General features: G+C 53.3%; 32 protein-coding genes. 25 read left to right on the forward strand and 7 right to left on the reverse strand.

Annotated features, from left to right (window positions below; all coding sequences use genetic code 11):
- The first annotated feature begins 93 nt into the window (after positions 1–93).
- From greA to JCR24_RS01745, 3 genes are all read left to right on the forward strand, one after another.
- Entirely contained in the window at positions 94–570 is a 477-nt protein-coding gene (gene greA, locus JCR24_RS01735) for a transcription elongation factor GreA (protein WP_011232025.1), read from the forward strand.
- A gap of 121 nt (positions 571–691) precedes the next feature.
- Positions 692–2464 (forward strand): peptidoglycan D,D-transpeptidase FtsI family protein, encoded by a 1773-nt coding sequence (locus JCR24_RS01740; RefSeq protein ID WP_014196396.1) that lies wholly within the window; start codon positions 692–694, stop codon positions 2462–2464.
- Between the two features lie 66 nt (positions 2465–2530).
- Complete coding sequence (locus JCR24_RS01745) at positions 2531–3154, forward strand: YrrS family protein (RefSeq protein WP_020278376.1); 624 nt, start codon at positions 2531–2533, stop codon at positions 3152–3154.
- A gap of 113 nt (positions 3155–3267) precedes the next feature.
- Here JCR24_RS01745 and JCR24_RS01750 read toward each other — a convergent pair whose 3' ends face one another.
- Positions 3268–3477, reverse strand: coding sequence for a YrzA family protein (locus JCR24_RS01750; protein ID WP_011232022.1), 210 nt, complete (start codon positions 3475–3477; stop codon positions 3268–3270).
- Between the two features lie 188 nt (positions 3478–3665).
- On the opposite strand from JCR24_RS01750, the gene JCR24_RS01755 reads away from it, so the two are divergent.
- The 10 genes from JCR24_RS01755 to ytvI all read left to right on the forward strand — a co-directional run bounded on the left by JCR24_RS01755 (position 3666) and on the right by ytvI (position 12874).
- On the forward strand, positions 3666–4313 hold the full coding sequence (locus JCR24_RS01755) for a class I SAM-dependent methyltransferase (RefSeq protein WP_015375461.1): 648 nt from the start codon (positions 3666–3668) through the stop codon (positions 4311–4313).
- Between the two features lie 14 nt (positions 4314–4327).
- A complete protein-coding gene (mtnN, locus tag JCR24_RS01760; RefSeq protein ID WP_021322000.1) occupies positions 4328–5035 on the forward strand; it encodes a 5'-methylthioadenosine/S-adenosylhomocysteine nucleosidase in 708 nt (235 codons plus the stop codon).
- 275 nt (positions 5036–5310) lie between these two features.
- The gene (locus JCR24_RS01765) at positions 5311–6234 is read left to right on the forward strand and encodes a PLP-dependent cysteine synthase family protein (protein ID WP_238979967.1); all 924 of its coding nucleotides are present in this window, start codon (positions 5311–5313) and stop codon (positions 6232–6234) included.
- Positions 6235–6236: 2 nt separating this feature from the next.
- A complete protein-coding gene (locus tag JCR24_RS01770) occupies positions 6237–7370 on the forward strand; it encodes a bifunctional cystathionine gamma-lyase/homocysteine desulfhydrase (RefSeq protein ID WP_011232018.1) in 1134 nt (377 codons plus the stop codon).
- A gap of 62 nt (positions 7371–7432) precedes the next feature.
- The gene (locus JCR24_RS01775; protein ID WP_011232017.1) at positions 7433–7681 is read left to right on the forward strand and encodes a YrhC family protein; all 249 of its coding nucleotides are present in this window, start codon (positions 7433–7435) and stop codon (positions 7679–7681) included.
- A 374-nt stretch (positions 7682–8055) separates the two neighbouring features.
- On the forward strand, positions 8056–8199 hold the full coding sequence (locus JCR24_RS01780) for a YrzI family small protein (RefSeq protein WP_011232016.1): 144 nt from the start codon (positions 8056–8058) through the stop codon (positions 8197–8199).
- Positions 8200–8724: 525 nt separating this feature from the next.
- The gene (gene sigK, locus JCR24_RS01785; RefSeq protein ID WP_238980007.1) at positions 8725–9438 is read left to right on the forward strand and encodes an RNA polymerase sporulation sigma factor SigK; all 714 of its coding nucleotides are present in this window, start codon (positions 8725–8727) and stop codon (positions 9436–9438) included.
- A 197-nt stretch (positions 9439–9635) separates the two neighbouring features.
- Positions 9636–10901, forward strand: a complete 1266-nt coding sequence (locus JCR24_RS01790) for a cation:dicarboxylate symporter family transporter (RefSeq protein WP_238979968.1) — start codon at positions 9636–9638, stop codon at positions 10899–10901.
- Positions 10902–11156: 255 nt separating this feature from the next.
- Positions 11157–11768, forward strand: a complete 612-nt coding sequence (gene uptA, locus JCR24_RS01795; RefSeq protein ID WP_238979969.1) for an undecaprenyl phosphate transporter UptA — start codon at positions 11157–11159, stop codon at positions 11766–11768.
- Positions 11769–11848: 80 nt separating this feature from the next.
- A complete protein-coding gene (gene ytvI / locus JCR24_RS01800; protein WP_011232010.1) occupies positions 11849–12874 on the forward strand; it encodes a sporulation integral membrane protein YtvI in 1026 nt (341 codons plus the stop codon).
- Between the two features lie 132 nt (positions 12875–13006).
- Here the strand turns inward: ytvI and motB are convergent, their stop codons facing one another.
- The 3 genes from motB to pssA form a co-directional block, all read right to left on the reverse strand.
- Positions 13007–13786 carry a flagellar motor protein MotB gene (motB, locus tag JCR24_RS01805; RefSeq protein WP_238979970.1) on the reverse strand — a complete coding sequence of 260 codons (780 nt, stop codon included), beginning with the start codon at positions 13784–13786 and terminating at the stop codon, positions 13007–13009.
- Positions 13779–14570 carry a flagellar motor stator protein MotA gene (gene motA, locus JCR24_RS01810; RefSeq protein ID WP_011232008.1) on the reverse strand — a complete coding sequence of 264 codons (792 nt, stop codon included), beginning with the start codon at positions 14568–14570 and terminating at the stop codon, positions 13779–13781. The genes motB and motA overlap by 8 nt, the downstream gene beginning before the upstream one ends.
- Before the next feature lie 174 nt (positions 14571–14744).
- Positions 14745–15284, reverse strand: coding sequence for a CDP-diacylglycerol--serine O-phosphatidyltransferase (pssA, locus tag JCR24_RS01815; protein ID WP_014196390.1), 540 nt, complete (start codon positions 15282–15284; stop codon positions 14745–14747).
- A gap of 123 nt (positions 15285–15407) precedes the next feature.
- Between pssA and JCR24_RS01820 the strand changes: the two genes are divergently transcribed.
- Positions 15408–16202, forward strand: a complete 795-nt coding sequence (locus JCR24_RS01820; protein ID WP_238979971.1) for a phosphatidylserine decarboxylase — start codon at positions 15408–15410, stop codon at positions 16200–16202.
- 37 nt (positions 16203–16239) lie between these two features.
- On the opposite strand, the gene sda is transcribed toward JCR24_RS01820, so the two are convergent.
- Positions 16240–16380, reverse strand: a complete 141-nt coding sequence (gene sda, locus JCR24_RS01825; RefSeq protein WP_008879941.1) for a sporulation histidine kinase inhibitor Sda — start codon at positions 16378–16380, stop codon at positions 16240–16242.
- A 327-nt stretch (positions 16381–16707) separates the two neighbouring features.
- On the opposite strand from sda, the gene JCR24_RS01830 reads away from it, so the two are divergent.
- The 8 genes from JCR24_RS01830 to JCR24_RS01865 are packed head-to-tail and all read left to right on the forward strand — an operon-like array spanning position 16708 to position 21755.
- Positions 16708–17223: a YqeG family HAD IIIA-type phosphatase gene (locus JCR24_RS01830; RefSeq protein ID WP_013144682.1), complete on the forward strand. Its 516-nt coding sequence runs from the start codon at positions 16708–16710 to the stop codon at positions 17221–17223.
- A 2-nt stretch (positions 17224–17225) separates the two neighbouring features.
- The gene (gene yqeH, locus JCR24_RS01835) at positions 17226–18335 is read left to right on the forward strand and encodes a ribosome biogenesis GTPase YqeH (protein ID WP_238979972.1); all 1110 of its coding nucleotides are present in this window, start codon (positions 17226–17228) and stop codon (positions 18333–18335) included.
- A gap of 22 nt (positions 18336–18357) precedes the next feature.
- The gene (gene aroE, locus JCR24_RS01840; RefSeq protein WP_011232003.1) at positions 18358–19188 is read left to right on the forward strand and encodes a shikimate dehydrogenase; all 831 of its coding nucleotides are present in this window, start codon (positions 18358–18360) and stop codon (positions 19186–19188) included.
- 3 nt (positions 19189–19191) lie between these two features.
- Entirely contained in the window at positions 19192–19485 is a 294-nt protein-coding gene (yhbY, locus tag JCR24_RS01845) for a ribosome assembly RNA-binding protein YhbY (RefSeq protein ID WP_014196388.1), read from the forward strand.
- Between the two features lie 39 nt (positions 19486–19524).
- Positions 19525–20175, forward strand: coding sequence for a nicotinate-nucleotide adenylyltransferase (locus tag JCR24_RS01850; protein WP_011232001.1), 651 nt, complete (start codon positions 19525–19527; stop codon positions 20173–20175).
- Positions 20084–20662 (forward strand): bis(5'-nucleosyl)-tetraphosphatase (symmetrical) YqeK, encoded by a 579-nt coding sequence (yqeK, locus tag JCR24_RS01855; protein ID WP_238979973.1) that lies wholly within the window; start codon positions 20084–20086, stop codon positions 20660–20662. The genes JCR24_RS01850 and yqeK overlap by 92 nt, the downstream gene beginning before the upstream one ends.
- Positions 20659–21015 carry a ribosome silencing factor gene (gene rsfS, locus JCR24_RS01860; RefSeq protein ID WP_011231999.1) on the forward strand — a complete coding sequence of 119 codons (357 nt, stop codon included), beginning with the start codon at positions 20659–20661 and terminating at the stop codon, positions 21013–21015. The genes yqeK and rsfS overlap by 4 nt, the downstream gene beginning before the upstream one ends.
- On the forward strand, positions 21012–21755 hold the full coding sequence (locus JCR24_RS01865) for a class I SAM-dependent DNA methyltransferase (RefSeq protein WP_238979974.1): 744 nt from the start codon (positions 21012–21014) through the stop codon (positions 21753–21755). The genes rsfS and JCR24_RS01865 overlap by 4 nt, the downstream gene beginning before the upstream one ends.
- Before the next feature lie 54 nt (positions 21756–21809).
- On the opposite strand, the gene JCR24_RS01870 is transcribed toward JCR24_RS01865, so the two are convergent.
- Positions 21810–22130 carry a hypothetical protein gene (locus JCR24_RS01870; RefSeq protein WP_021322005.1) on the reverse strand — a complete coding sequence of 107 codons (321 nt, stop codon included), beginning with the start codon at positions 22128–22130 and terminating at the stop codon, positions 21810–21812.
- Positions 22127–22945: a late competence protein ComER gene (gene comER / locus JCR24_RS01875; RefSeq protein WP_238979975.1), complete on the reverse strand. Its 819-nt coding sequence runs from the start codon at positions 22943–22945 to the stop codon at positions 22127–22129. Before comER ends, JCR24_RS01870 begins: the two co-directional genes overlap by 4 nt.
- Before the next feature lie 102 nt (positions 22946–23047).
- On the opposite strand from comER, the gene JCR24_RS01880 reads away from it, so the two are divergent.
- The 3 genes from JCR24_RS01880 to JCR24_RS01890 all read left to right on the forward strand — a co-directional run bounded on the left by JCR24_RS01880 (position 23048) and on the right by JCR24_RS01890 (position 26517).
- The gene (locus tag JCR24_RS01880) at positions 23048–23671 is read left to right on the forward strand and encodes a helix-hairpin-helix domain-containing protein (protein ID WP_014196384.1); all 624 of its coding nucleotides are present in this window, start codon (positions 23048–23050) and stop codon (positions 23669–23671) included.
- A 129-nt stretch (positions 23672–23800) separates the two neighbouring features.
- A complete protein-coding gene (locus JCR24_RS01885; RefSeq protein ID WP_011231995.1) occupies positions 23801–24271 on the forward strand; it encodes a ComE operon protein 2 in 471 nt (156 codons plus the stop codon).
- A complete protein-coding gene (locus JCR24_RS01890; protein ID WP_238979976.1) occupies positions 24268–26517 on the forward strand; it encodes a DNA internalization-related competence protein ComEC/Rec2 in 2250 nt (749 codons plus the stop codon). The genes JCR24_RS01885 and JCR24_RS01890 overlap by 4 nt, the downstream gene beginning before the upstream one ends.
- The last annotated feature ends 19 nt before the right edge of the window (positions 26518–26536 follow it).

The raw sequence follows: 26536 nt of genomic DNA on the forward strand, positions 1-26536 counted from the left end.
AACAATATATTATATAACAAGTAAGCGTACGAACAGCCGTTTTTGCTGTTCGTACGTTTTACATAATGCAGAATATATAGAGGAGTGAGATGAATGGCGAACGAAAAGCAGTATCCGATGACGAAAGAGGGAAAAGAGAAACTGGAACAAGAGCTTGAGTACTTAAAAACGGTCAAGCGGAAAGAAGTGGTGGAGCGCATTAAGATTGCGCGCGGGTTCGGGGATTTGTCGGAAAACTCGGAGTACGATGCTGCCAAAGATGAGCAGGCGTTTGTCGAATCGCGCATCCAAATGCTTGAAAACATGATCCGCAACGCCGTCATCATTGAAGAAGACAAAGAAAACCCGGACGTCGTCTCGCTCGGCAAGTCGGTCACGTTCATTGAACTTCCAGACGGCGAGGAAGAGACGTATACGATCGTCGGCAGCGCTGAAGCCGATCCGTTTGAAGGGAAAATTTCCAACGACTCGCCGATTGCGAAATCGCTTCTCGGCCGCCGCGTCGGCGATGAGGTGACGGTGCAAACGCCGGGCGGGGAAATGCTTGTGAAAATCGTGGCTGTGAAATAAGAAGCAGGAGGCGGCCGACCTGAACAAGCGGCGGTGTGCGAAGCGAAGCGAAGAAAATTGCCGCCGCTTGACGTTTCAAACGGAAACACCTCGTCAACACTGATGATGAGGTGTTTTCTTTATGTGGAAAAAACGAACGCTTGCCATGCTCGCCCTCATTCAACTGGGCTTGTTGTTGCTTGTCGGGCGATTGGCGCAGATCCAGCTGATTGACGCCGAGTCGTTCGCCAATCATAATTTAATTGCCGAAAGCGTCGCCCAGCGGACACAAGAACTGATCATTGACGACGGGCGCGGCTCGTTCGTCGACCGAAATGGCGCGCCGCTCACGAAGCGATACGTGCCGTCGCTTGTCTTATTCCCGTTTTTAACGACGATGAAATGGCCGATGGAACAAGTCGCCCGCATCACCGGCGTCTCTAAAGAAGAGATCCGCCGCCAGCTTGAGCAGGCGGACGGTCCGTTCGTCTTAGAGAAGGATGGAGAGCCGCTCGCCTTGAGCGCCCAGCAAATGAAGCAAATTAACGATTTGCGCATTCCGGGCGTCTTAGCTGTCAATAAACAATACTCTCTTGAGGTGGTGTACGCTCCGCATTTGCTTGGCTTCACCCGCCCAGATCAGGAGCTCATCAAGAAGCGTTATCCAAAACGGCCGCTGCCGCCAAAGACCGAAGTGGGCATTCAAGGACTTGAGAAGGCGTTTGATGAGTTTTTGCTCGCCGACGGCGAAACGAAGCTGCTTTATCACGTTGACGCCGAAGGGCGGCCGCTGTTTGGGCTCGATGTCAAATACAGCGATACGGGCAACCCGTTTTATCCCGTCACCGTGCAAACGACGCTTGACCGTGACTTGCAGCAAGAGATGGAGCAGATCGTTGACCGATACGGGTTGAAAAAAGGCGGTCTCGTTTTGCTGGATATTGACACAAACAGTGTGCTCGCCATGGTCAGCCGCCCAAACATGGACCCGCGTGATCCGTACAAAAACCGCGGGGCGGAAAACCAAATAGTGTTGCCGCAAATCCCTGGCTCGATTTTTAAAACAGTCATTGCGGCCGCGGCGCTTGATGAGGGGCTCGCCTCGCTTGAGACAACGTTTGACTGCAGCCGAAAAATTGACGGCAAAACCCGCGATGAGGAGCATGATTACGGCATGCTTGATTTAGCGGACAGCTTTGCCGTCAGTTGCAACAATGCTTTCGCCACGCTCGGCAAGCAGTTGATCGAGCACGATCCCGATGCGTTTGAAACGTATGCGAGAAAGCTTGGGCTGTATCCGACGGCCGGCTGGGAAGGGGCGGTGTACCATGAAGAGCATTTCCGTCAGTTCCCGGAGGAGCAGAAAGGAACGATTTGGCATGATCCGCGCGACAAGAGGGTGCCGCTTGCGGTGGCGCAAACGGCGATCGGGCAAAAAAATGTACGCGTCTCGCCGCTTGGCGTCGCCAACATGATGGCGACCATCGCCCGCGGCGGCGAAGCGCTTCAGGTGCGGGCCGTTGACAAAGTGCTGTATAAAAACGGTGCGACCCTCTTTTCGTTTCCGCCTCAACCGGCTTCAGACATGGCGCCGATCGCGCCGCAGACGGCCGAAGAGCTGCAGCGGCTTTTGCGCAGCGTTGTCACCAAAGAGGATGGCACCGGCCGCCGCTTCCGTTCGCTGCCGTATCCGGTCGCCGGCAAATCCGGGACGGCGGAGACAGGAAAAATGGACGGCGGTGCTGAATTCATTAATAAATGGTTTGCTGGCTATTTTCCAGCCGACCGCCCGAAATACGCCCTCGCTGTCGTTGAGCTCGACTGTCCGAGCGGGCGGGCCTCGACGAATGATGTGTTCGCCGCCGCAGTCGAGGCGCTTTATGCTTATGACCACGCCAAAAATGAAGTGAAGTGACGAACCAAATGTAAGGGGAATCCATGTTTCCAGCACGAACATCATCCAAAGAAGGGAGAGGAGACGGTGGCGCAAATGGGGACACGCTTTGCCGCCCGCGCCAAGCGGCGGAGAATCAACCGTTGGCTCAATGGAGCCATTGCCGTTGTCGTGCTGCTCATTTTGATTGTCGGCGGGAACTTGCTGTTTGGCGATCAACCGAGCGAGAAGGCGGTTGATCGCGAAGCCAAAACAGAAGCGGCCAATGCGAAGCGGGTGGAAGTGGAAACAGGCGAAGCGGCGGCGCCGGCGGAAGCCGAAACGCCCGCCGAGGAAGAAGATGCTGCTTCCACCGATGAAACGAGCGAAGCGGGCATGACAGAAACGCCGGGCCCGCCGGGGTCCAACGTTGAAAAAGAAATCGTCAACCCGGCATGGCAGCCGATCGGTACGACGCAAACGGAGCCGCATGAAACGGTGTTTAAGAAAGATTCGGTCGACTGGAAGGAAATGCTCGATGCCGTCAGCTATGCGACCGGCATCGCCCCGGAGGAGATGATCGTTTGGTTCATCGGCAACAACGGGCCGAACAAAGCAGTCGCGACGATTTCGACGAAAGATCAAATCGCCCATTACAAAGTGTACATTGAATGGGTGACGAACGAAGGCTGGAAGCCGACGAAAGTGCAAAAGTTGAAGCAAAAGCCATAAGCGGCATGATGAGGGGAAGCGGAGATATTCGAAACTTTGGCGGCATCAGTGAAACGATGGCGGTTCATTAGCGGCGGAAAAATACACAGGCGCCCAAAAACGAAGGGCGCCTGTTATTTTTTCGCTTTGAAATGAACGACTGCGCTGTACCACCGCTTTCCGTTTTCCATGACGTGCATTTGATGGGATACATGATGGACGGAAAGCAAGAGCGCCTTGTTATGTTCAATTTGTTCGTTGATTTTTTTCTCGAGCGTCCGCAAGTCGTCCGCTTCAAAAAATTCGATTTTGTCCTCGATCAAATCAAGAGAAATGTTCGGCATCGTTCTTCCTCCTTTCCATTGTCAGTGTAGCAAATTTTCCCGCCCTCATCCACCGGAGTACAAGGGGGAACAATACGAACGAACATGATCGTTGAACAAGGGAAAAACATATGCTACAGTAAGAGCAGGCAATACGAAAAAACATACTATATTTATAGGAATTATAAACTTTTTTGGGGTGTGACCATATGGGCAGAGAGTTTCTTGACTTGTTTGAGCAATGGGCGGAATCGTATGACCGATCGGTCGAAGGATACGATGAGCAATATCGAGACGTGTTTGCCGGTTATGACCGCATTTTAAGCACGGTCGCCGACAAAGCCGGCCAAGTCGTGCTCGAGTTTGGCGTCGGCACAGGCAACTTGACGAAAAAGCTGCTTGAGCGCGGCAAGCAGGTGTACGGGATCGAGCCATCGGCGCCGATGAGGAAAAAAGCGGCGGAAAAGCTCAGCGGGCGAGCGGTCATTCTGGACGGCGATTTTTTGCAATTTCCGACACCGCCGGAGCCGATCGACACGATCGCCAGCACGTATGCGTTTCATCATTTGACGGATGCGGAAAAAGACGAAGCGCTGGCCAAATATAGTCAATTGCTCCATCCGGGTGGTAAAATAGTGTTTGCCGATACGGCGTTTCGCGACAAAGAGGCGTTCCGCCAGGCGATTGAGGAAGCCCGGGCGCGCGGCTTCTACGATTTGGCCGACGATTTGGAACGCGAATATTATACGACGCTTGACGTATTGGCATCACTGTTTTCCAAGCATGGCTTTTCCGCCTCCTTTGCGCAGCAAAACGCGTTCGTCTGGGTGATGGAGGCGGTGAAACAAACGACATAGAAAGAGGGAGAACGATGAAAGCAGCCATTATTGGAGCCATGGAAGAGGAAGTGGCGATTTTGCGTTCGCGCATGGAAGGGCGCGAGGAAACGGTCATTGCCGGGTGCGAATTTTCCAAAGGGCGCCTTGACGGCGTGGAGGCGGTGTTGTTGAAATCCGGGATCGGCAAAGTGAACGCCGCCATGGGAACGACGCTTCTGCTTGATCACTTTCGCCCTGATTTCGTGATCAATACCGGTTCGGCCGGCGGATTTTTGCCTTCGCTTCGTGTCGGAGATCTTGTCATTTCCGAGGAAGTCGTCCATCATGACGTCGATGTGACCGCGTTCGGCTACGCTTACGGGCAAGTGCCTGGCCTGCCGGCGCGCTACCGGGCGGATGAGGCGCTTGTTGAGGCGGCCAAGCAGGCGGCGGCGCGGCTTGATGGCCTGCAGGCAGTGACCGGCTTGATCGCCACCGGCGATTCGTTTATGAACGATCCAAAGCGAGTCGAATTTGTGCGCGGTCAGTTTCCGGAATTGTGCGCCGTCGAAATGGAAGCGGCGGCGATCGCCCAAGTGTGCGTGCAATTTGGAACGCCGTTTGTCATCATCCGGGCGTTGTCTGATATTGCTGGTGAGGAGTCGGACGTGTCGTTTGAACAGTTTTTGGAGACGGCGGCGAAACATTCGGCTGAACTTGTCTTGTCGATGCTTTCCGTTATGAAACAGAAGCGCTATTAAGATGCAGCGAAAAAGCAGCTTGTCTATTTTCTCGACTGTCGAAGGCAAGCCTATGGCTTGCCTCCGTCACGCTAAGGCGTGACGGAAGACCGAACAACGACTCGCTTAAAGACCCATGAATGGGTCTTTAAGCGGTGTTGTTCGGTCACTCGACAGTCGGATGAAATGATCGGCAAAAACGAAAAATGTTAAAGCTTTAAATTGCATCTATATATAGACAACAGAACACCGCCGTTTTGCTGCTAAACTGAGCGTGAAGAAACGGAGTGACTTGTATGCGCGTAGCAAAAAGCATCCATGAGTTGATCGGCCATACGCCGGTTGTCGAAATTACGCGCTTCACCCTCCCGGAAGGCGTTCGGCTGTTCGCCAAGCTTGAATACTTCAATCCTGGCGGAAGCATTAAAGACCGGCTCGGACAAGAGCTGTTGCGCGAGGCGTTTGCATCAGGAAAACTGAAAGAGGGGGGCACGATCATCGAGCCGACGGCCGGCAACACCGGCATCGGTCTGGCGCTGGCGGCGATCGGCAAAAACGTGAACATCATTTTTTGTGTGCCGGAAAAATTCAGCATCGAAAAACAACAGCTGATGAAGGCGCTCGGGGCGCAAATCGTTCATACACCGACTGAAGAGGGAATGGAAGGAGCAATCCGCAAAGCGGAGGAGCTCGCCCGCACGATTCCAGGCGCCTATTGCCCCCAGCAGTTCCAAAACCCGGCCAATCCAAGGACGTATTACAAGACGCTCGGTCCGGAGCTGTGGGACGATTTGGACGGACAGATCGACATTTTTGTCGCCGGCGCCGGCTCCGGCGGCACGTTTATGGGGACAGCGACGTTTTTAAAAGAAAAAAACCCGGCCATTAAAACGGTCATCGTGGAACCGGAAGGCTCGATTTTAGGCGGCGGCAAGCCGGGTCCGCATCGGACGGAAGGGATCGGCATGGAGTTTTTGCCGCCGTTTATGGATCCGGATTATTTTGATGCCATCTACACGATCGCGGACGATGACGCGTTCCGGCGCGTCAGCGAACTCGCGAGACAGGAGGGGCTTTTGGTCGGCAGTTCGTCCGGCGCCGCGTTTCATGCCGCTTTGATGGAAGCAGAGAAGGCAAAGCCAGGGACGAATATCCTCGTCATTTTTCCGGACGGGAGCGAACGCTATTTAAGCAAACACATTTATGAAGGTGGGAGGTAACGATGAGGCGGAAAACAATGCTCATTCATGGCGGCATTCCGGGGGATCCGCATACTGGAGCGGTGTCGGTCCCGATTTATCAAGTGAGTACGTATAAGCAAGAAGAAGTTGGAAAGCATAAAGGGTTTGAATACTCGCGCACCGGCAACCCGACGCGCGCGGCGCTTGAGAAGCTGATCGCTGATCTCGAGGGCGGCGAAGCCGGCTTTGCGTTCGCTTCCGGTATGGCGGCAATTACGGCCGTCATGATGTTGTTTCAAAGCGGCGACCATCTAGTGCTCACTGACGATGTGTACGGCGGCACGTATCGCGTCATGACGAACGTGCTGAATCGGTTCGGGCTTGAGGCGACGTTCGTCGATACGAGCGATGTCGCCAACATCGAGGCGCACATCCGGCCGAATACGAAAGCCATCTATATTGAAACGCCGACGAACCCGCTGTTGAAAATCACTGACTTGCAAGCCGCCGCCGCCATTGCCCGTGCGCATGGGCTGCTATTGATCGTCGATAACACGTTTTCCACTCCGTACTTTCAGACGCCGCTTGAGCTTGGCGCCGATATCGTCATCCATAGCGCGACGAAATATTTAGGCGGCCATAGCGACGTCGTCGCTGGGTTGGCGGTTGTCCGCACGCCGGAGCTTGCCGAGCGGCTCCATTACGTGCAAAATTCAACCGGCGGCGTGCTCGGGCCGCAAGATTCATGGCTATTGATGCGCGGGATGAAAACGCTCGCCGTGCGGATGGAGGAACATGAAGAAAATGCGCGCCAAATCGCTGTTTTTTTGGCTGAACACAAGGCGGTCAAGCGCGTCCATTATCCAGGTCTTCCGGATCATCCGAACCACGAGTTGGCGAAAAAGCAAATGCGCGGATTTGGCGGCATGATTTCGTTTGATGTCGGCAGCTTGGAGCGCGCCGAGAAAGTGCTGTCGCGCGTGCGCTACTTTACGCTTGCCGAAAGCTTAGGGGCGGTCGAAAGTTTAATTTCGTTGCCAGGGAAAATGACGCACGCCTCGATCCCGAAGGAACGGCGCGAACAGCTCGGCATTACCGATGGCCTGATCCGTTTGTCGGTCGGGCTTGAAGATGTCAACGATCTGCTTGACGATTTGGCGAAGGCGCTTGGCTGAAATTGCCGCTCCCCCCTTCTGTCCATGTATGATACAGTGAAAGGGGAGAGGAGGGATCGGGCTTGAACGAGCAGCAACGAAACGAGCTGCGGGCCAAGGCGGGCGACTTTAAAACATACAGCCTCGTCTTGTTCGCGTTTGGAGCGTTTCTCTATTTCGGAACGATCATCCCAGGAGCGGTTGAGACAGCGAAAAAGCCGTTCGCCCTATTGGCAGTCGCCGTCTGTTTTACCGCGTCGCTTTCCTGTTTGCGCCAAGCCGCCCGCTATGCCCGCCGTCTTGAGGAAGAAGAAAAGCGGTTCGAACCGTAAACCTGCCTTTTGGCCGAAAGGCGGGTTTTTGTTTAGCCACCATGCTGGCGTTCAAGGGAAAGCAAGCTTTTTGCCTATTTTGCAAAAAAACGGTTTACAATGGAAATAATTTTGGATATAATTGCCTACGTAGCATCATTTCCAAAGGGAGGTCGAAGACAATGACAATGATGATGTGGACAACAGTAACGCATCCATTCTATCAAACGGCTATTCGACCTTCCGCCGACCGGGAATGAACGTGCACCGATGACGAAAAACAGCGATCAGGCCGCAGAAGGGGAGTAGTCTCGCTTTCTGCGGCCTTTTTGTACGCTTAGCCGCAGAAACGCCTTCCTTCTGCGGTTTTTTGCATGGAAAGGAGGTGAGGGGGTATGACGATCCATTTGTTTTTTATCACGATCACGATTGAGCGGAGAAAGCCGCGGCAACGGAACATCGAAGAGGAGCGGTTCGCGCGTGCAGCTGAGGAGGAGTTGCTTGACCGCAAATGTTCCGCTCATCAACGGTTGTTTTAAAACAATGGAGATGAAAGGGGAGAAGATTCATGTCAATTGTACCAGTATGGCTTGTGATGTGGATGAAACAGACGGGAGACTCGACTTGACTCAGGCTAAAGGGGGGATATCGGTGCTCCGCGTGCTGTTGTTGACGGTCGAATTTCACGAATTGTTCAAAATGTGGCGGAAGCGCTCCTTGTCTTCTTTGGTAAAATAAAATCTAGAAGAGAAGGTCAAGGAGGGAACGGGGATGTTCGCCATTGTCATGTCGATCATCATTACCGCGTCGATTGCGCTTGTTGTCGCCGCGGAAGTCAGCGTTGAGGCAAGAGCGTAAGCACGGCGGTTCTTCTGCATCGGGAGGGGGATAAGCAGGCGGACCGCATCAGCAGAACGTTGGCATCAATCGTTTTTGATTGGTCAGGTCATTGCCGGCTCATTTCGGGCCGGTCTATTTTTGTCGTAAAGACACGGACAACATCGCCCCTGCATATACATAACGATAGGCGGTTTCCGCCGATGACAGCAGGCGGGGGTGAGAGCATGTCCGGCATTTTCACGGCGTTTACGTTTCTGTTGAAAGAGCTGACGTTTCTTGTCTCGTATATTAAAAACAATGCGTTTCCCCAGCCGTTAAGCGCTCAAGAAGAGGAAAAGTATTTGGCGCTGATGGCAAAAGGCGACGAGCAAGCCCGCAACCGGCTCATCGAACACAACTTGCGCCTTGTTGCCCACATTGTGAAAAAGTTTGAAAATACGGGAGAAGAGGTCGAGGATTTAATCTCCATTGGCACGATCGGCTTGATCAAGGCGATTGAAAGCTATTCGCCGGGCAAAGGAACGAAGCTGGCAACGTATGCGGCTCGATGTATCGAGAACGAAATCCTGATGCACCTGCGTTCATTAAAAAAAACGCGCAAAGACGTCTCGTTGCATAAGCCAATCGGCCAGGACAAAGAAGGAAACGAAATCAGCCTGCTTGATATTTTAAAAGCCGAAGGCGAAGACATCGTCGATGAAATCCACTTGAACATGGAGCTCGAACAAGTCAAACAATATATCAGCGTGCTTGATGAGCGGGAAAAAGAGGTGATCATCAATCGCTTTGGCCTCGGTCGGCAGCGGGAAAAAACGCAGCGTGAAATCGCCAAAGAGCTCGGCATCTCGAGAAGCTATGTCTCGCGCATTGAAAAACGGGCATTAATGAAAATGTTTCACGAGTTTTATCGGCAGGAAAAAGAAAAACGGCGGTCATAACAAAAGCGGGTTGCTGGTGCAACGACCCGCTTTTTCAGTAGTGGAAGAATAGAAATTATTTTAAAAAACTGAATTCTTTCATTTATATCCTTTGATGAAGCGATTTCAATCAAAAATATTGACAGATTTTATTTTTAAAAGTAAAATAATTTTGTCGTCTTTTGTCTAAATTTGTCTAAAGGAGGCGAAAAAGCATCATGCGCAAGATCGGCTTGGCATGGCAAATTTTCATCGGCCTTATTCTCGGGATTATGGTTGGGGCCATTTTTTACGGAAGCCCTAAAGTAGCGACGTATTTGCAGCCGATCGGAGATGTTTTTCTCCGTTTAATTAAGATGATCGTCATCCCGATCGTCGTCTCGAGCTTGATTGTCGGCGTCGCCAACGTCGGTGATGTGAAAAAGCTCGGAAAGTTGGGCGGCAAAACGATCCTTTATTTTGAGATCATTACGACGATTGCCATTATCGTCGGCCTCTTGGCAGCGAACATTTTCCAACCAGGCGTCGGCGTCAATATGAAGTCGCTTGAGAAAACGGATATCCAGTCGTATGTCGATACGACGAACGAAGTGCAGCACCATTCGATGGTTGAAACATTTGTCAACATCGTGCCGAAAAACGTGTTTGAAGCGCTGTCGACCGGGAATATGCTGCCGATCATCTTCTTCTCGGTGATGTTCGGGTTGGGCGTAGCCGCGATCGGTGAAAAAGGGAAACCGGTGCTTCGCTTTTTCCAAGGCACAGCGGAAGCGATGTTTTATGTGACGAACCAAGTGATGAAGTTTGCGCCGTTTGGCGTTTTCGCCTTGATCGGCGTGACGGTGTCGAAATTCGGCGTCGCTTCGCTCCTTCCGCTCAGCAAGCTTGTTGTGCTCGTTTATGCGGTCATGGCGTTCTTCGTGTTGGTGGTGCTTGGCGCTGTGGCCAAATTGGTAGGTACAAATATTTTCCATATTATAAAAATCTTAAAGGATGAATTAGTGCTTGCCTATAGCACGTCGAGCTCGGAAACCGTGTTGCCTAAGGTTATGGAAAAAATGGAGAAATTCGGTTGTTCAAAGGCTGTAACATCCTTTGTCGTTCCGACCGGCTATTCGTTCAACTTGGATGGGTCGACGCTCTATCAGGCGCTGGCGGCTGTCTTTATCGCTCAACTGTACGGCATCGACATGCCGATTTCGCAGCAAATCTCGCTTGTGCTCGTTTTAATGGTGACGTCCAAAGGGATTGCCGGCGTCCCAGGCGTATCGTTTGTCGTCTTATTGGCGACGCTTGGCACGGTTGGCATTCCAGTTGAAGGATTGGCGTTTATCGCCGGCATCGACCGCCTTTTGGACATGGCGCGCACAGTGGTCAACGTCATCGGCAACTCGCTGGCGGCGGTTGTGATGTCGAAATGGGAAGGGCAATATAACGAAGAACAAGGAAAACAATACATTGCAGAACTGCAGCAAAGTGCTTAAGATGAAGATATAGTGGCGAAAACGTTTAACATATCCTTGATGGAAAAGTCGCGTATCCATTTTTTGGCTGTAGAGGGTGTGGCTTGGAAGACCGAACAACCGCCCGCTTCACAGCCCCCACAAATGTGAAAGCTTCAAATGGCATCTATAAAGAAAGCGGTCTTCTGTCGACCGCTTTTTCATTTTGTTTGCTAGAAGCGTATAGTATAATAGAACAATGGGCAACGGGAATTGAAAAATGAAGGAGGAAAAACGGTGCACGAAATCGTTCAATCGATATTTTCGTTTTTAACGAGTTTAGGCTACGCCGGCATCGCCCTAGCCTTGATGGTCGAAGTGATCCCGAGCGAGATCGTGTTGGCTTATGCTGGTTATTTGGTAGCGCGGGGCGATGTCTCATTTGCTGGAGCCGTGGCAGCCGGGACAGTAGGCGGCACGGTGGCGCAGTTATTTTTGTATTGGATGGGTTGCTATGGTGGACGACCGTTTCTAGATCAGTATGGGAAATATGTATTGATCCAGAAAAAACATTTGGATGTGGCGGAACGCTGGTTTGCGAAATTTGGCCCCGGCGTCATTTTCAGCGCCCGGTTTATACCCGTTGTCCGCCATGCGATTTCGATCCCCGCCGGCATTGCGCGGATGAAGTGGTTGCCGTTTACGATTTACACGGTGTTGGCCATCATCCCATGGTCCATCTTGTTTATTTGGTTGGGAGAGCAGCTTGGCCAACGATGGCGGCAAATTGACGAGATGGCGGCGCCATACGTCCGACCGGCTATTGCAGCGGCGGTGGCGGTGGCGGCGATTTACATCGTTTGGCAACGACGACGCCGCGCTGCAGATGAAAACGAGCGCATGAAATAGTTGCCCGTCCGCATGCTGTCGGCTATATTTATACATGAACCATCTTTTGGCTAAATTTTTATGAAAAATGAGGGACGAACGTGAAACGTTGGATTATCATTGCGTTGCTATTCGCTGTGGGGCTATGGCTTGTGCCATACAGCGTGCCTCTTCTTTTCGCACTTGCGACCGCGCTTTTGCTCGAGCCGTCCATCCGCCGATTGCAAGAAAACTATAAGCTGAAGCGCGCGCACGCCGTCACGGTGATTTTTTCATTGTTCATCATCATTCTTGGGCTTTCCCTTTACTTTCTAGTCGTGATTTTTGTGCAACAAGTGATGGCGCTCTCGCAAAAACTGCCTTATGTGCTAAACGAAGCGACGAAAGTGCTCGACCGCCTCATTCAAACGTGGCAGTCGTATTCCAGCTCCATTCCGCAGGAAATCATCGATTCGCTTGAACGCGGCGTCAATACCGTCGAGCAAATGCTTTTGTCGTTTGCAACCAACTTGACGCAGTCGCTCGTCCATTATATTGCCGCCATTCCGGCGTTTTTGATTCATTTTTTAGTGTATTTGATCGCACTGTTTCTCATTTGCCTCGATTTGCCGCAGCTGAAGCAAGGCATGCGCCGCTATTTGTCCGAACGGACCGAACAGCGGCTTGGGATGGTCGTCGCCCAGCTGAGCAAAGCGGGGATCGGCTTTTTAAAAGCGCAGTTTTTGCTTAGTTTAATTACGTTTTTCCTCGCGCTGGCTGGCCTTTTCGTGTTGGGGGTCGACTATGCGGCGTTGATGGCGCTGGTCATCGTCGTCGTTGATATTTTGCCGATTTTAGGAACGGGTTCCGTGCTTGTTCCGTGGGGGCTCATCAGCATGGCGAACGGCAACAATACGCTTGGCATCGGGCTCATCGTGCTGTTTGTCGTCATCACCGTCGTGCGCCGGATCATTGAGCCGAAAGTGTTTTCCACCAATTTGGGCATTTCCCCGCTCGCCGCGCTCGTCAGCGTCTATCTGGGGTTTCAGCTGCTTGGCTTTATCGGGTTGTTCGTCGGGCCGGTCGTTGTCATTTTGGTTGAGGCGCTTGCCAAAGCCGGAGTCATTAAATGGACGATCAAGCTTTGATTTTTTCGAATAAAGGTCTTTGCGGACGAAGGAGGAAAAACCGGCGAACCGCCGGTTTTTCTGTTTGGACATGGAAAAGAGAGTTTTGGCAAAGCGACGGCTAAAGAAAACCGCCCGCTGAAGGCGCGGCGGTCACTGAGTGGATGTGGACGAATCATTGACGTCGGTGCGCGGCAAAATTAAAATTTCGACACGCCGGTTTTTCATCCGCCCGGCAGCGGTGGCGTTGGAGGCGATCGGCTTGTATTCGCCATACCCTTTGGCGCTGAAATAGCGCGGATCGAGTTGCTTGTTTTCAAGCAGCACTTTCATGAAATTGACGGCGCGCATGACGCTCAGCTCCCAGTTGGAAGCAAATTTCTCATTATGGATCGGCACGTTGTCCGTATGGCCGCTGATGATGATATTGCGCGGCGGGTTCATGACGAGCAAAGCGGAGATTTCCGCCGCAAGATGCCGGTCTTTCATGCGCACTTCGGCGCTGCCGGAGTCGAATAAAATATCATCCAAAATGGTAATCGCGAGCCCTTCGTCCGTCAAGGAAGTCTGCAGTTTTCCCGTCAGCTTGTTGTCGTGGATGTAGCTGTCGATTTTCGCTTTGATTTGCCCTAATTCTTCTTTTTCCTTTCCGTTTACGGCTGGGGAAGGCTGCTTTGCTTGATGCCGTCCTTCTTCGTCTTGGGCCGGTGGAGTGATCGGCTCGATCGGGCTTTGAAAGTCAAGAACACCCGTTCCGCCGGCAAAGGCGGTGCTAAAGGCGCGCGCAATTTCTTGAAACTTCTTTTGGTCGATTTGGCTGCTCGCAAACAAGACGATGAATAGGGCGAGCAATAGCGTCAATAAATCCGCGTACGGAATCAGCCATGCCTCGCTCATATGGTCGTCATGCTTGTTCTTTTTTTTCTTAGCCATTGGCCGTTTCCCCTTGCACCAGCGCTTGGCGCCGCTCGTTTTCCGGCAAGTATGAGGCGAGTTTTTGTTCGATCATGCGCGGGGCTTGTCCTTCCAAAATGGACAGCACCCCTTCAATCATGATGTAGCGCACGCGCGCCTCTTCCTTCGATTTCCGCCGCAGTTTGTTGGCAAACGGATGCCAAAGCACATAGCCGGTGAAAATGCCGAGCATCGTGGCGACAAAAGCGGCGCTGATCGCCTTGCCGAGCTCGGCGATGTTTTCCATATTGCCAAGGGCGGCAATCAGGCCGATGACGGCCCCAAGCACCCCGAGCGTCGGCGCGTACGTGCCTGCTTGGGAAAAAATCGCGGCATTCGCTTCGTGGCGCTCTTCCATGGCAACGATTTCCTCTGTCATGACATCCCGGATGAACTCTTGCGTTTGCCCATCGATTGCCATGCTGAGTCCGTTGCGCAAAAACGGGTCGTCAATGTCGTCCAATTTCGCCTCGAGCGCCAGCAGCCCTTCGCGGCGGGCGATATTCGCCCAATCGACGAACAGCGGAATCAGTTGTTCGACCGTCGGCGTCGTTGATTCCGTGAAAATGACTTTGAAAAGTTTTGGCACTTTTTTAATTTCGTGCGTCGGAAAGGCGATGACGACCGCTGCCGCCGTCCCGACGAGAATGATGAGGATGGCGGCCGGATTGATCAATACAGCAGGCGAAACGCCCTTAAAGTACATGCCCAGCCCGACGGCAATGACGCCAAGGATGATGCCGATGACCGATGTTTTGTCCAAATGAATCCCCCCGCTTTTTCCATACGAACGATCTACGCCATTGGGCGTTTTTATGAAGAAACCATATTTATCATATACTGAATATAGGAGGTTGAAAAGGGAAAAAGGTGTGACATGAGACGCAAAAAGCCGCCCGCTCCATTAGGATGACGGAAAGGGCAGCTCCGGTGATCATCATATTTTTTTCAGTTTAAACGTGCCGACCATTAAAAACGATAAAATGAGCGCCAAAAACATAAACGATTGCGGCGGGAAGTACGGGATGGCTAAATAGCCGAGCGTCATCAGCACCCCGGCGGCGGTGATCGGCAGCCCCGCAAAGTAGCCGTTGTTTTCTGTGATGTTGAAGCGAGCGAGGCGGAAGGCGCCGCAAGCGATGTACAAAACGGTGAATACCGCGCCGGGCGCGCCGAACTCATGGAACAAGCCTTGGTACATCAGCAAGGCGGGAGCGACGCCGAAGGAGACGATGTCGCTCATCGAATCGAGCTGCTTGCCAAGTTCGGATTCAATGTTCATCTTGCGCGCCACAGCGCCGTCAAAGCGATCGACAAACGCTGCTAAAAAAACGAGCAGCACGCTCATATGAAGCTGCCCTTTCAGCGTAGCCAGGACGGAAAAGCCGCCAAGCGACAGGTTTGTCATCGTCAAAATGTTTGCCACGTTTGCTTTCAGCTTTTTTAACGTATAATCTAAATAGTCCGATAAGAACAAGTTTCCCCACTCCTTTTCCAACAGAAAACGCCAAAAGAAAATTCTACTACCATTATACTCATTTTGGCGGTAATATGGAAGGTAGTAACGAATGGCGATGTTGCGCTACTGGAGGGAACGTGCTTGCGAAAATGGCTTTATCGTTTGTTCATCGAGCTGACCAATCACTCGCTTTCTTCAAAGCTGCTCGCTTCGTTTGCCAAATCGCGACTCAGCGGGCTATTGATATCATCGTATGCAAAAATTTATCATATTAACCAAGACGAAATGGAAAAAAGCTTAAAAAATTATAAGACGTTGCAGCAACTGTTCGTCCGCCGGCTGAAGGCTGGGGTGAGGCCGGTCGACGCTGATGAGCATACGGTCGTCAGCCCGGTCGACGCCGTCATTGAAGACATGGGCACGATTCGAGAAAACTGCGAAATGATCGTCAAGGGAAAGCCGTATTCCATTGCAGAAATGCTCGGCAGCGTTGAAGCGGCACAACCGTATGTGAACGGGTTCTTTTTTATTCTGTATTTAAGCCCGAGTCATTATCACCGCATCCACAGCCCAATATCTGGAGTGATCGAAAAGCAGTGGGCGCTCGGCCGCAAGTCGTATCCGGTCAACCGTCTTGGCTTAAAATATGGGCGTCGGCCGCTCGAGAAAAATTACCGCCTCATCACCGAGGTCACAGCCGGCGGCAAGCGCTTGGCGATCGTGAAAATCGGCGCCATGTTCGTCAACAGCATTGAATTGACCCATGAGGGTGAGCAGCTTGTAAAAGGAGAGGAAATGGCGTATTTTTCGTTCGGTTCAACGGTCGTCTTGCTGTTTGAACGCGGAAGTTTCGCCCCTGACCCACGCATTGTTGCACCCATGCCGATCAAAGTCGGCGAGCGGCTCGGCTATTGGCGCGAGGCGCACGAGCCATAAGGCTTTTGGCAACAAAAAAAAGCCCGAAGGCCTTCGCTTATGAGGACAGCTTAATTTTGTGGGTTAATGACCGGCGCTGGATTTCTTTTTCAATCAACTCGATGAATTCAGGGCTGAGGTTGAGCTCTTTCGCTTTGAAGTACGACTCGATCAACAGCTCGTCCGACAAATGTTTCATCGGGGGCGTCCTCCTTTTTTGGATGGAATAGGACAAGCCTGTCATACATATAATGGTAGGTTACTTACAATGTACCATGACTTGTGAAAGAGAACAACCGTTCTGTTATCCACAGAAAGTGGTGGATAACATGTGGAAAACATGTTTATAAATCGTAGGAAATGTGATGTTTAGCTTGTGTATAATGTGGACAACAGTTATCCACAAGATGGAGGGGCGCAAAATTTGTCGAAAGTTTTTTCTATTTATCATCGGTAAACTTTGTTTTGAAACAAACGATAAAATTCGTTATGATGGGAAAAGCAAATGGAAAGGCGGGTGTCCGGTATGCTTCACTACTTTTTGCCAAGCCAGTTTGCCAAGCGTGTGATCGACATTACTCCGGATGAGCTGAAACAAAAAGGGGTCAAAGGGATCATCACTGATTTGGACAATACGCTCGTTGAATGGGATCGGCCGAGCGCCACCCCGGAGCTGGCCGCATGGTTTGATGCGATGAAGCAGGCGGGCATTAAGGTCGTCATCGTATCGAATAATAATCAACAACGCGTGCAGTCGTTTGCGGAGCCGCTTGGCATCCCGTTCATCTTTGAAGCGCGCAAACCGCTGACACGCGCGTTTTTGCAGGCATTAAAGATGATGGAGCTTAAGAAAGAGGAAGTCGTCGTCATCGGCGATCAGTTGCTGACTGATGTGCTTGGGGGCAACCGGCTCGGACTGAACACGATTTTAGTCGTCCCGGTCGCCCAGACGGACGGATTATGGACGCGTTTCAATCGAAAAATGGAGCGGAGAATTTTAAAGGTGATGCGCAAAAAAGGGATGATTTACTGGGAGGAATGATCGTGGAGCCACAACTGCGTTGCATCGGCTGCGGAGCGGCCATTCAGTTTGACGATCCGAAAAAGGCGGGCTATGCGCCGAAAAGCGTGCTCGAAAAAGACGAGGAAGAAATCATTTGCCAGCGCTGCTTCCGCTTGAAACATTACAACGAAGTGCAAGACGTGCCGCTTGATGACAGCGATTTTTTAAACATGTTGCATCGCATCGGGGAATCGAAGGCGCTTGTCGTCAACATCGTCGACATTTTCGATTTCAACGGCAGCTGGATTCCTGGCTTGCCGCGGTTTGCGGCCGAGAATCCGATTTTGCTTGTCGGCAACAAGGCGGATTTATTGCCGCGGTCGGTCAAATACCCGAAGCTGCTGCGCTGGATGCGCCGCATGGCTGAAGAGCTCGGGCTCTGTCCGGTTGACGTCTGCCTTGTCAGCGCAGCGAAAGGAATTGGCATGGCGAAGGTGATGGAAGCGATCAATCGCTACCGTGAGGGCGGCGATGTCTACGTCGTCGGCTGCACGAATGTCGGCAAGTCGACGTTCATCAATCGGATCATTGAAGAGGCGACCGGCAAAGGGAATGTGATTACCACGTCATATTTCCCGGGGACGACACTCGATATGATCGAAATTCCGCTTGAGGGTAGAGCGACGCTGTATGATACGCCGGGGATCATCAACCATCACCAAATGGCGCACTTTGTTGATGCGCGCGATTTGAAGATCATTACGCCGAAGCGGGAAATCCATCCGCGCGTTTATCAGCTCAACGAAGGGCAGACGCTCTTTTTCGGAGGCTTGGCCCGCCTCGATTACATCAAAGGCGGGCGCCGCTCGTTCGTCTGCTACATGGCCAATGAGTTGACGGTTCATCGGACGAAGTTGGAAAAAGCCGACTCCCTTTATGCCAATCAGCTTGGCGATTTGCTGTCGCCGCCAAACAAACGCTATGCCGCTGAATTTCCGCCGCTTGTGCCGCGCTCGCTGTCTGTCAAAGAGCGGAAGACGGACATCGTTTTTTCCGGACTCGGCTGGGTGACGTGCAACGACCCGGGTGCTCAGCTTGTCGTCCATGCTCCAAAAGGGGTCGACGTATTTATCCGTCAATCGTTGATTTAATGGAAAGCGGGAGGGGAGAAACGTGGAAAAGGTATACGGGTTGATTGGGTTTCCCGTCGAGCACTCGCTGTCGCCGCTCATGCATAATGATGCATTCGCCCGTTTGGGCATTCCGGCGCGCTATCATTTGTTTTCCGTCGAACCGGGGCAAGTCGGTGCGGCGATCGCTGGCGTGCGGGCGCTCGGCATCGCCGGGGTGAACGTGACGATTCCGCACAAACTGGCGGTCATTCCGTTTTTGGACGAAGTGGACGAACATGCGCGCCGCATCGGGGCGGTCAATACGATCATCAACAATGACGGCCGGCTCGTCGGCTATAATACAGACGGGCTCGGTTATGTCCAAGCGTTGGAAGAGGAAATGAACATCACCTTGGACGGCAAGCGGATTTTGGTGATCGGCGCTGGCGGCGGGGCGCGCGGCATTTACTTTTCGTTGCTGTCGACGGCAGCCGAGCGCATCGATATGGCCAACCGGACGGTGGAAAAAGCGGAGCGGCTCGTCCGCGAAGGGGACGAGCGCCGCTCGGCGTATTTTTCACTCGCCGAGGCCGAAACGCGGCTGGCCGAATACGATATTATCATCAATACCACTTCTGTCGGCATGCATCCGCGTGTCGAGGTGCAGCCGCTTTCTCTTGAACGGCTGCGCCCAGGGGTGATCGTTTCCGATATTATTTACAATCCACTGGAAACAAAATGGCTGAAAGAAGCGAAAGCCCGCGGCGCCCGTGTGCAAAACGGCGTCGGCATGCTCGTATACCAGGGAGCGCTGGCGTTCGAAAAGTGGACCGGCCAATGGCCGGATGTCAACCGGATGAAACAGCTTGTCATCGAAGCGTTAAGGAGGTAACATATGCTAACGGGAAAGCAAAAACGGTTTTTGCGCGCTCAAGCCCATCATTTGAAACCGATTTTCCAAGTCGGCAAAGGCGGCGTGACGGAAGCGATGACCGAACAAATTGCGGCGGCGCTCGAAGCGCGCGAGCTGTTGAAAGTGAGCGTTTTGCAAAACTGTGAAGAAGACCGCTGCACCGTCGCCGAGCAGCTCGCGGCTGGAACGGGGGCGGAAGTCGTGCAAGTGATCGGCAATACGATCGTCTTATACAAAGAATCGAAGGAGCATAAACAAATCGTTCTGCCTGATTGACAATGGGAGCAGCCACGGCAGGCGGCGGGAGGAAAGAAGATGGGAAAAATCGGGATTTTCGGCGGCACGTTTGATCCGCCTCATTACGGTCATTTGCTCATGGCGAATGAAGTGCTTGACGCCCTTCAGTTGTCAGAAATTTGGTTTCTGCCCAACCGCCTTCCTCCCCATAAGCAGCACGAACAAGTGACCAAAAGCGAAGACCGGCTGCGCATGCTCGAGTTGGCAGTGGCTGGCCATCCGCGCTTTCATATTGAGACGATCGAACTCGAGCGGGAAGGGCCTTCGTATACGTACGATACGATCCGGCAGCTTGTCGCGATGCATCCCAATGACGAGTTTTATTTCATCATCGGCGCCGATATGGTCGAATATTTGCCCCATTGGCACCGCATCGATGAGCTCATCGAGTTGGTGACGTTTGTTGGCGTCAAGCGGCCGGGGTTTTCCATGGAAACGCCGTATCCGGTCATCGAAGTTGAGGCGCCGCAGTTTGCCGTTTCTTCCTCGCTCATCCGCGAGCGGGTGCGGAACGGGCAGACGATTCGCTATCTTGTGCCGGAAGGCGTTAGACTTTATATTGAGGAGAAGGGGCTATATGGAGCGAGAACAGGCGTTACTGATCGTGAAACAACAGCTGACAGAGCAGCGCTACGAGCATACGCTTGGCGTTGTCGAGACCGCTGTTAAGCTCGCCAGGCAATACGGCGCCGACGCGAAAAAGGCGGAACTGGCGGCGATTTTCCACGACTATGCCAAATTCCGTCCGGTCGAGGAAATGAAACAAATCATTTTGGCGCAAAATATGCCCAACGATTTGCTTGCTTACAACAGAGAGCTATGGCATGCGCCCGTTGGCGCCTATTTGGTGCAGACAGAAGTCGGCATCGACGATCCGGAGGTGCTGGATGCCATTCGCTACCATACGTCCGGGAGGGCGGGAATGACGGTGCTTGAAAAAATTATTTATTTGGCCGACTATATGGAACCAGGGCGCCGCTTCCCCGGCGTCGACGACGTACGGCGCTTGGCGGAAGAAGACCTCAACCGGGCGCTTTTGCAGGCGGTGAAAAATACGATCGCGTTTTTGCTTGAGAAGCGCCAGCTCATTTATCCAGATACGATTCATGCGTACAATTCACTCATGCGTGAAGTGAAGGGGGAAGCAAAACGGTGACGGAACAAGAGGCGTTGCAGCTTGTCGTCCGCGCGGCGGATGATAAAAAGGCGGAACAAATTGTCGTCTTGAACATGAAAGGCATTTCGCTTGTCGCCGATTATTTTGTCATTTGCCATGGCAATTCGGACAAACAAGTGCAGGCCATCGCCCGCGAAATTCAAGACCAAGCGGAAGAACACGGCCTAGTGGTGAAGCGGGTTGAAGGATTCCATGAGGCGAAATGGGTGCTTGTCGACTTGGGCGACATCGTTGTGCATGTTTTTGCCAAAGAGGAGCGCGAGTATTACAACCTCGAACGGCTCTGGGGGGACGCCCCGACGGAAGACGTCGCGGCTGTGTTGCAGCCATGACGTACGGCCGCTTCGCCGACTGGTATGATGCGCTCATGGCTGAGGCGCCGTATGACGCATGGCAATCGTTTGTTGAACGGGCATTCGCCCAATACACCAAACGGCCGGGGAGACGGGTCATTGACATCGGCTGCGGGACGGGAGAGCTTGCCATCCGCCTTGCCAAGGCCGGATGGCAAGTATCCGGCGTTGATCTCTCTGAACATATGCTCGCCGTCGCCCAGGCGAAAGCCGAAGCGGAGGGAGTGGAGGTGCCGTTTTTCGAGCAAAACATGGCGGAGCTCGACGGGTTTTCTGATCTGGATGGCGCCTTCCTGTTTTGCGATGCTCTCAACTATTTAACGAATGAAGAGGATGTGAAGCGGACGTTCGCCGCCGTCTCCCGCGCCCTTGGCGGCGGCGGGCTGCTTTTGTTTGATGTCCATTCGGTCTACAAAATGGACGTCCTGTTCCGCGACGCCGTGTTTGCGGATCAGGATGAAGACCTCAGCTACATATGGATGTGCCATCCGCTTGACTGGCCGCACAGCGTCGGGCATGAATTAACCTTTTTCGTCCGCCGCGGCGATCTATACGAACGTTTCGACGAATGGCACGAACAGCGTACGTTCGAGCGCGCCGTCTATGAGCGATGGCTCGAATCCGCTGGCTTCGAGGTGCTTGAAGTGACCGCCGATTTCACCGATGCGCCCCCGACCGAGACGGCGGAGCGGTTGTTTTTCGTCGCGCGGAAGCGGTGAGGGGCGAAGAGCGAGAAATCATAAATCATAAAAAGAAACGTGGATGAGGAAGATTTAGGGAGATTTTGGTTGAAACATAAAATCATGCAGGGAAAATGCTCTATCGTTTTGCATCCGGCTTAATAGCTGGCTGAGGATTGAAACGAGTGTAATGTCAACCAAACGTAATTGGAAGAAATCTTGTGCCCGGCTCAATAGCCGAATGAGGATCGAAACAATATAGATAAAAACAAGCAACAGCTGAAAGGTTGAACGACGATGGAATCCAACGAAAAATCCGTAAATATGAAAACCCCAGCCGTACAAGCTGGGGTCCATTTTTTTGTCGAACGAAGCAGGATTTTCGCTGCTGCTTGTCAAATGAAAATCAATCAAGGAAACTGTTGCTTCACCTTCTCCACATCTTCTTTAAACTTCTCATGTGTTTTCGCCAGCACTTCTTCAAAGACGCCGTTCATTCGTTGTTCCAGCACAGCGATTCCTTCCCCGGTAATGCCGCCTTTGACGCATACTTTTTCCTGCAACGTTGGCAATGTGTACAGATTCCGCTTGAGCAGTTCCCCAAGGCCGATGATCATATCGGTCGCCAGCATCGTCGCCTGTTCCTTCGTGATGGCGGTTTTGGCCGCTGCGGCGTCGATGAAGCGCTGAAGCAAATAGCTGAAAAACGCTGGACCGCAGCTTGAGATGTCGGAAGCGACGCGGGTGATGGCCTCGTCGATGTACACCGGCGAGGCGATGCGCCGGAGAAGATCATCGATCGTTTGCCGGCAGGCGGCTGAGCAGCGCGAGCCGAAGGTGACAAGGATGCTGCCGGAGAGCGCCCGGTTTGCAATGCTCGGAATGGCGCGCACGACTTGACAAGGGACGGCTGCTTCAAGCTGTTTTACGCTGATCGGGCTTGTGATCGACACAAGGCAATGCTCCCTTGTCCAGTGCGGGGCCAGCTGCTGCAACAATGGGTGGATGTCGAGCGGTTTGACGCATAAAAAGACGAGGCTGGATTGTTTGATGACTTCAGCCGCATCGGCAACCACTGCAATGCCGGGATGCGCGCGTTGTATCGCGAACGCTTTCGCAAGCGTACGGTTCGTTATGACGAGCTGATCCGCTTTCACGGCGCCGGAGTCGAGGAACGCTTCGATTAAGATGGTGCCCATATTCCCCGTGCCGATAACGCCGATGTTCATGCATTGTCCCCCCTCCCGGTTTTGGTTCACCGGAACTCTCTTTTTCGATATGTATGAGAAAAAGGCTCGGTTTATGACTGGAGATGGAAAGGATGGGATCGTATGTGGGAGCATGTGCAGGAGCTTGGAAAACGTTATGGGAAAGCGGGGGTGCTCTTGTTGTTTGCCGCGGCGGCGGGGTTATGGGTGTTTCGTCATCCGACGGATGAAAAGGAGCAAGTCGTCTTGCCGGCGGCGGCTGAAACGGATGCCGCCCGGCCGGAAGAAAAAAAGGACGAGGCGCCCAAAACCGCTGTGGTGGATGTGAAAGGGGCGGTCGCGAAGCCAGGAGTGTACGAAGTGGCGGCGGACGCCCGCGTTCGCGATGTTATCGCCCTAGCCGGCGGATTGACGGACGAGGCGGATGAAACGAAAATCAATCTGGCGGCAAAAGTGCGCGATGAGATGATGATTTACGTGCCGGCAAAAGACGAGGCCGCACCAGCGTCAGATGCCGTCGGCAAGTCTCCAAGCGATGGAGCTCGGGACGGGCCGCAAGTGGCGGTCAATACGGCGACGGAAGAGGAGTTGATGCAGCTTCCCGGCATCGGACCGGCGAAGGCAAAAGCGATCATCGCCTATCGCGAAGAACACGGGCCGTTCCAGCGGGTGGAAGATTTGTTGAATGTAACCGGAATTGGCGAAAAAACGCTGGAGAAATTGAAACCGTATTTGCTTGTGCCGTAAACGAGGCGGGGGAGCGCAATGCTTCTCGTTTATGGGCGGATCAGGGCTGCTGCGGACGTTTTTCGGCGTTGACGGGGGCAGGCGGCGGCGGGTAGACTAAAAGTATGGAAACGAGCGGAGGGACGTAGAATGGAACGCATCACATGGGATCAATACTTTATGGCGCAAAGCCATCTGTTGGCGCTGCGCAGCACGTGCACAAGGCTGGCGGTCGGGGCGACGATTGTGCGCGATAAGCGCATCATCGCCGGCGGGTACAACGGCTCGATCGCCGGGGGCGCCCATTGCACCGATGAAGGGTGCTACGTTATTGACGGCCATTGTGTACGGACGATCCATGCGGAAATGAATGCCATTTTGCAATGCGCCAAGTTCGGCGTCCCGACCGAGGGGGCCGAGATGTATGTCACCCATTTTCCGTGCTTGCATTGTTGCAAGGCGATCATTCAAAGCGGCATTCGCGCTGTCTATTACGCCCAAGACTACAAAAACCACCCGTACGCCTTGGAGCTGTTTGCTCAAGCTGGCGTCCGGCTTGTGCAAGTGCCGCTGAAAACGGATGTGTTCGCCTTGCTTTCCGGCGGCGGAGGGGGAGCATGAAAGGACAAGCCGTCTATCCCGCCGCGGCGGCGCTCTTTGCCGTGGCGGCGGCCTCGCCGTCCAAAACCACATGTCTTCTCCTTATCATTTATCTCCTTCTTCTTTTCATCCGCCGGCCGCACTGTTTCCTTCCTGCTCTCGTTGCAGCTCTCTTCTTTTTTGTCTATTTTCTCATCGTTGACCATCATAACAAAACTTCCCTTTCCGGCGGCCGTCATTCGCTTTCCGTTCGTTTTTCCGCCGCGCCGGCGATCGACGGCGATCGATTGCAGGCGGCGGTGCAAGCTGGCAAGGAGCGGGTGCAGCTTCGTTACATCATTCGGACGGCTGCGGAAAAAGAAGCGCTGCGTGCGCGTCTTATGCCCGGGGTCGTGTGCCGGCTGAGCGGAATGCTCGAGCGCCCTATGCCAGCCAGCAATCCGTATGCATTTGATTACCGCCGTTATTTGCGCCGCCATCGTATCCATTGGCTCTTTCTCCCTGAGGCGATCGATCTTTCCGCTTGCGTGCGCGTCCGTCCCACCATCATCGAACGGCTTGAGGCGATTCGTGAGGCTGGCGTCCGCCGCATTGAAGCCCAGTTTCCGCCGGAAGCGGCCGGCATCGCCGCTGCGCTCATTTATGGCGAACGCCGCTCGTTGGACGAGGAAGTGATTAGCGGTTACCAGCAGCTCGGGATCATCCATTTGTTGGCCATTTCCGGCGGCCATGTCACCCTGCTTGTCGGCGCTGCGTTGGCCGCTGCCATTCGGTTTGTGACGCGCGAAGCGGCCGTGCTTGCTTTGCTCGTTTTCTTGCCTATGTATGCGGTGCTCGCCGGCGCTTCGCCGTCGGTGCTGCGCGCCTGTGCGACCGGGATGATTGTATTGGCCGTCCAGTGGAAAAAAGGAATGATCCATCCGCTGGATGCGTTGAGTTGGACAGCGCTTGCCCTGCTCGTCTTTGATCCCTATATGGTTTGGGATGTCGGTTTTCAACTATCATTTCTTGTCACGTTTGCCCTTCTCGCCCATGTGTCGGTGCTCGCCTCTGCTCGTTCGATGCTCCAAAACTTGTTTCAGACCGCGCTCGCCGCTCAGCTTGCCGCGCTGCCGATTTTGCTTTACCATTTTTATGAAATTTCTGTTTGGAGCATAGGGCTGAATGTCTTCTTCGTCCCTTGGTATTCATTTGTCATTTTGCCCATTGCTTTTCTATCCGCAGTTTTTTCCTTTTCTCCGCTCATTTGGCTGTTTAGCCGCCTCATTGAGCTGACGGACGCGGTTGTCCGTTTTTTCTCGGTCGATTACTCGTTTATGCTTGTGCTCGGGCGTCCGGGGCCGTGGTGCTTAGCTGGCTATCTGACGGCCATCGCGGCGGCGTTTTTGGATTGGGAGCGCGGCCGCCTGATCCGCGGATTGACAGCGGTGGCGGCGGCGACGGCGCTTCAGCTGGCCGCCCCGTATGTGGATCCGAAAGGGGAAGTGACGGTATTGGATGTTGGGCAAGGGGACTGTATTTATATTGAGCTTCCTTATCGAAAAGCAGTCTATCTCATTGATACCAGCGGGACGCCGGAATGGGTGCGCGAACCGTGGCGCAAACGGTCGCGGCCGTTTGCCGTCGGCCGCGACGTTGTCGTGCCGTTTTTAAAAGCCCAAGGGGTGAGGACGCTTGATCAACTGATTTTGACGCACGATGATGCCGACCATATCGGGGCTGCTCCCGAGGTGATGGGAGCCGTGCGCGTCAAGAAGATTGTCACAAGCCCAGGAGCGCTGCCGGCCGTCAAGGCGATGGCGCGCCCGTTTTCTGTGTCGGTGGCCGCCAGCGTGCGGGGGGATCGGTGGAAGGTGGGGGATGCCGCGTTTTCCGTATTGCACCCGGAGGCGGGAAACAATGAGGATAATAACGGCTCGCTTGTATTGCTCGCCCGCCTCGGCCGCTTGACATGGCTGTTTGCTGCGGATATCGAGGAAGAGGCGGAACAGGCGCTCATCCGCGCTTATCCAGAGCTGCGCGCCGATGTATTGAAAGTCGCCCACCACGGCAGCAAAACGTCGACAACAGAGCCGTTTTTGCGGACGATCAAGCCGCGAGCGGCCATCATTTCCGTCGGCCGCTACAATCGCTACGGGCATCCGTCCCCCGAGGTGCTTATGCGACTTCGGCAACAACGGGCGATCATTTGGCGGACGGATGAAAACGGGGCCATTCGCTATGTGTATGACGAAAACGGTGGAACCTTTCAGGTGATGAAACCATAAGATGTAGTGCACAAAAAAG

The organism is Geobacillus sp. YHL (assembly GCF_022341265.1).
GTDB lineage: Bacteria > Bacillota > Bacilli > Bacillales > Anoxybacillaceae > Geobacillus > Geobacillus thermoleovorans.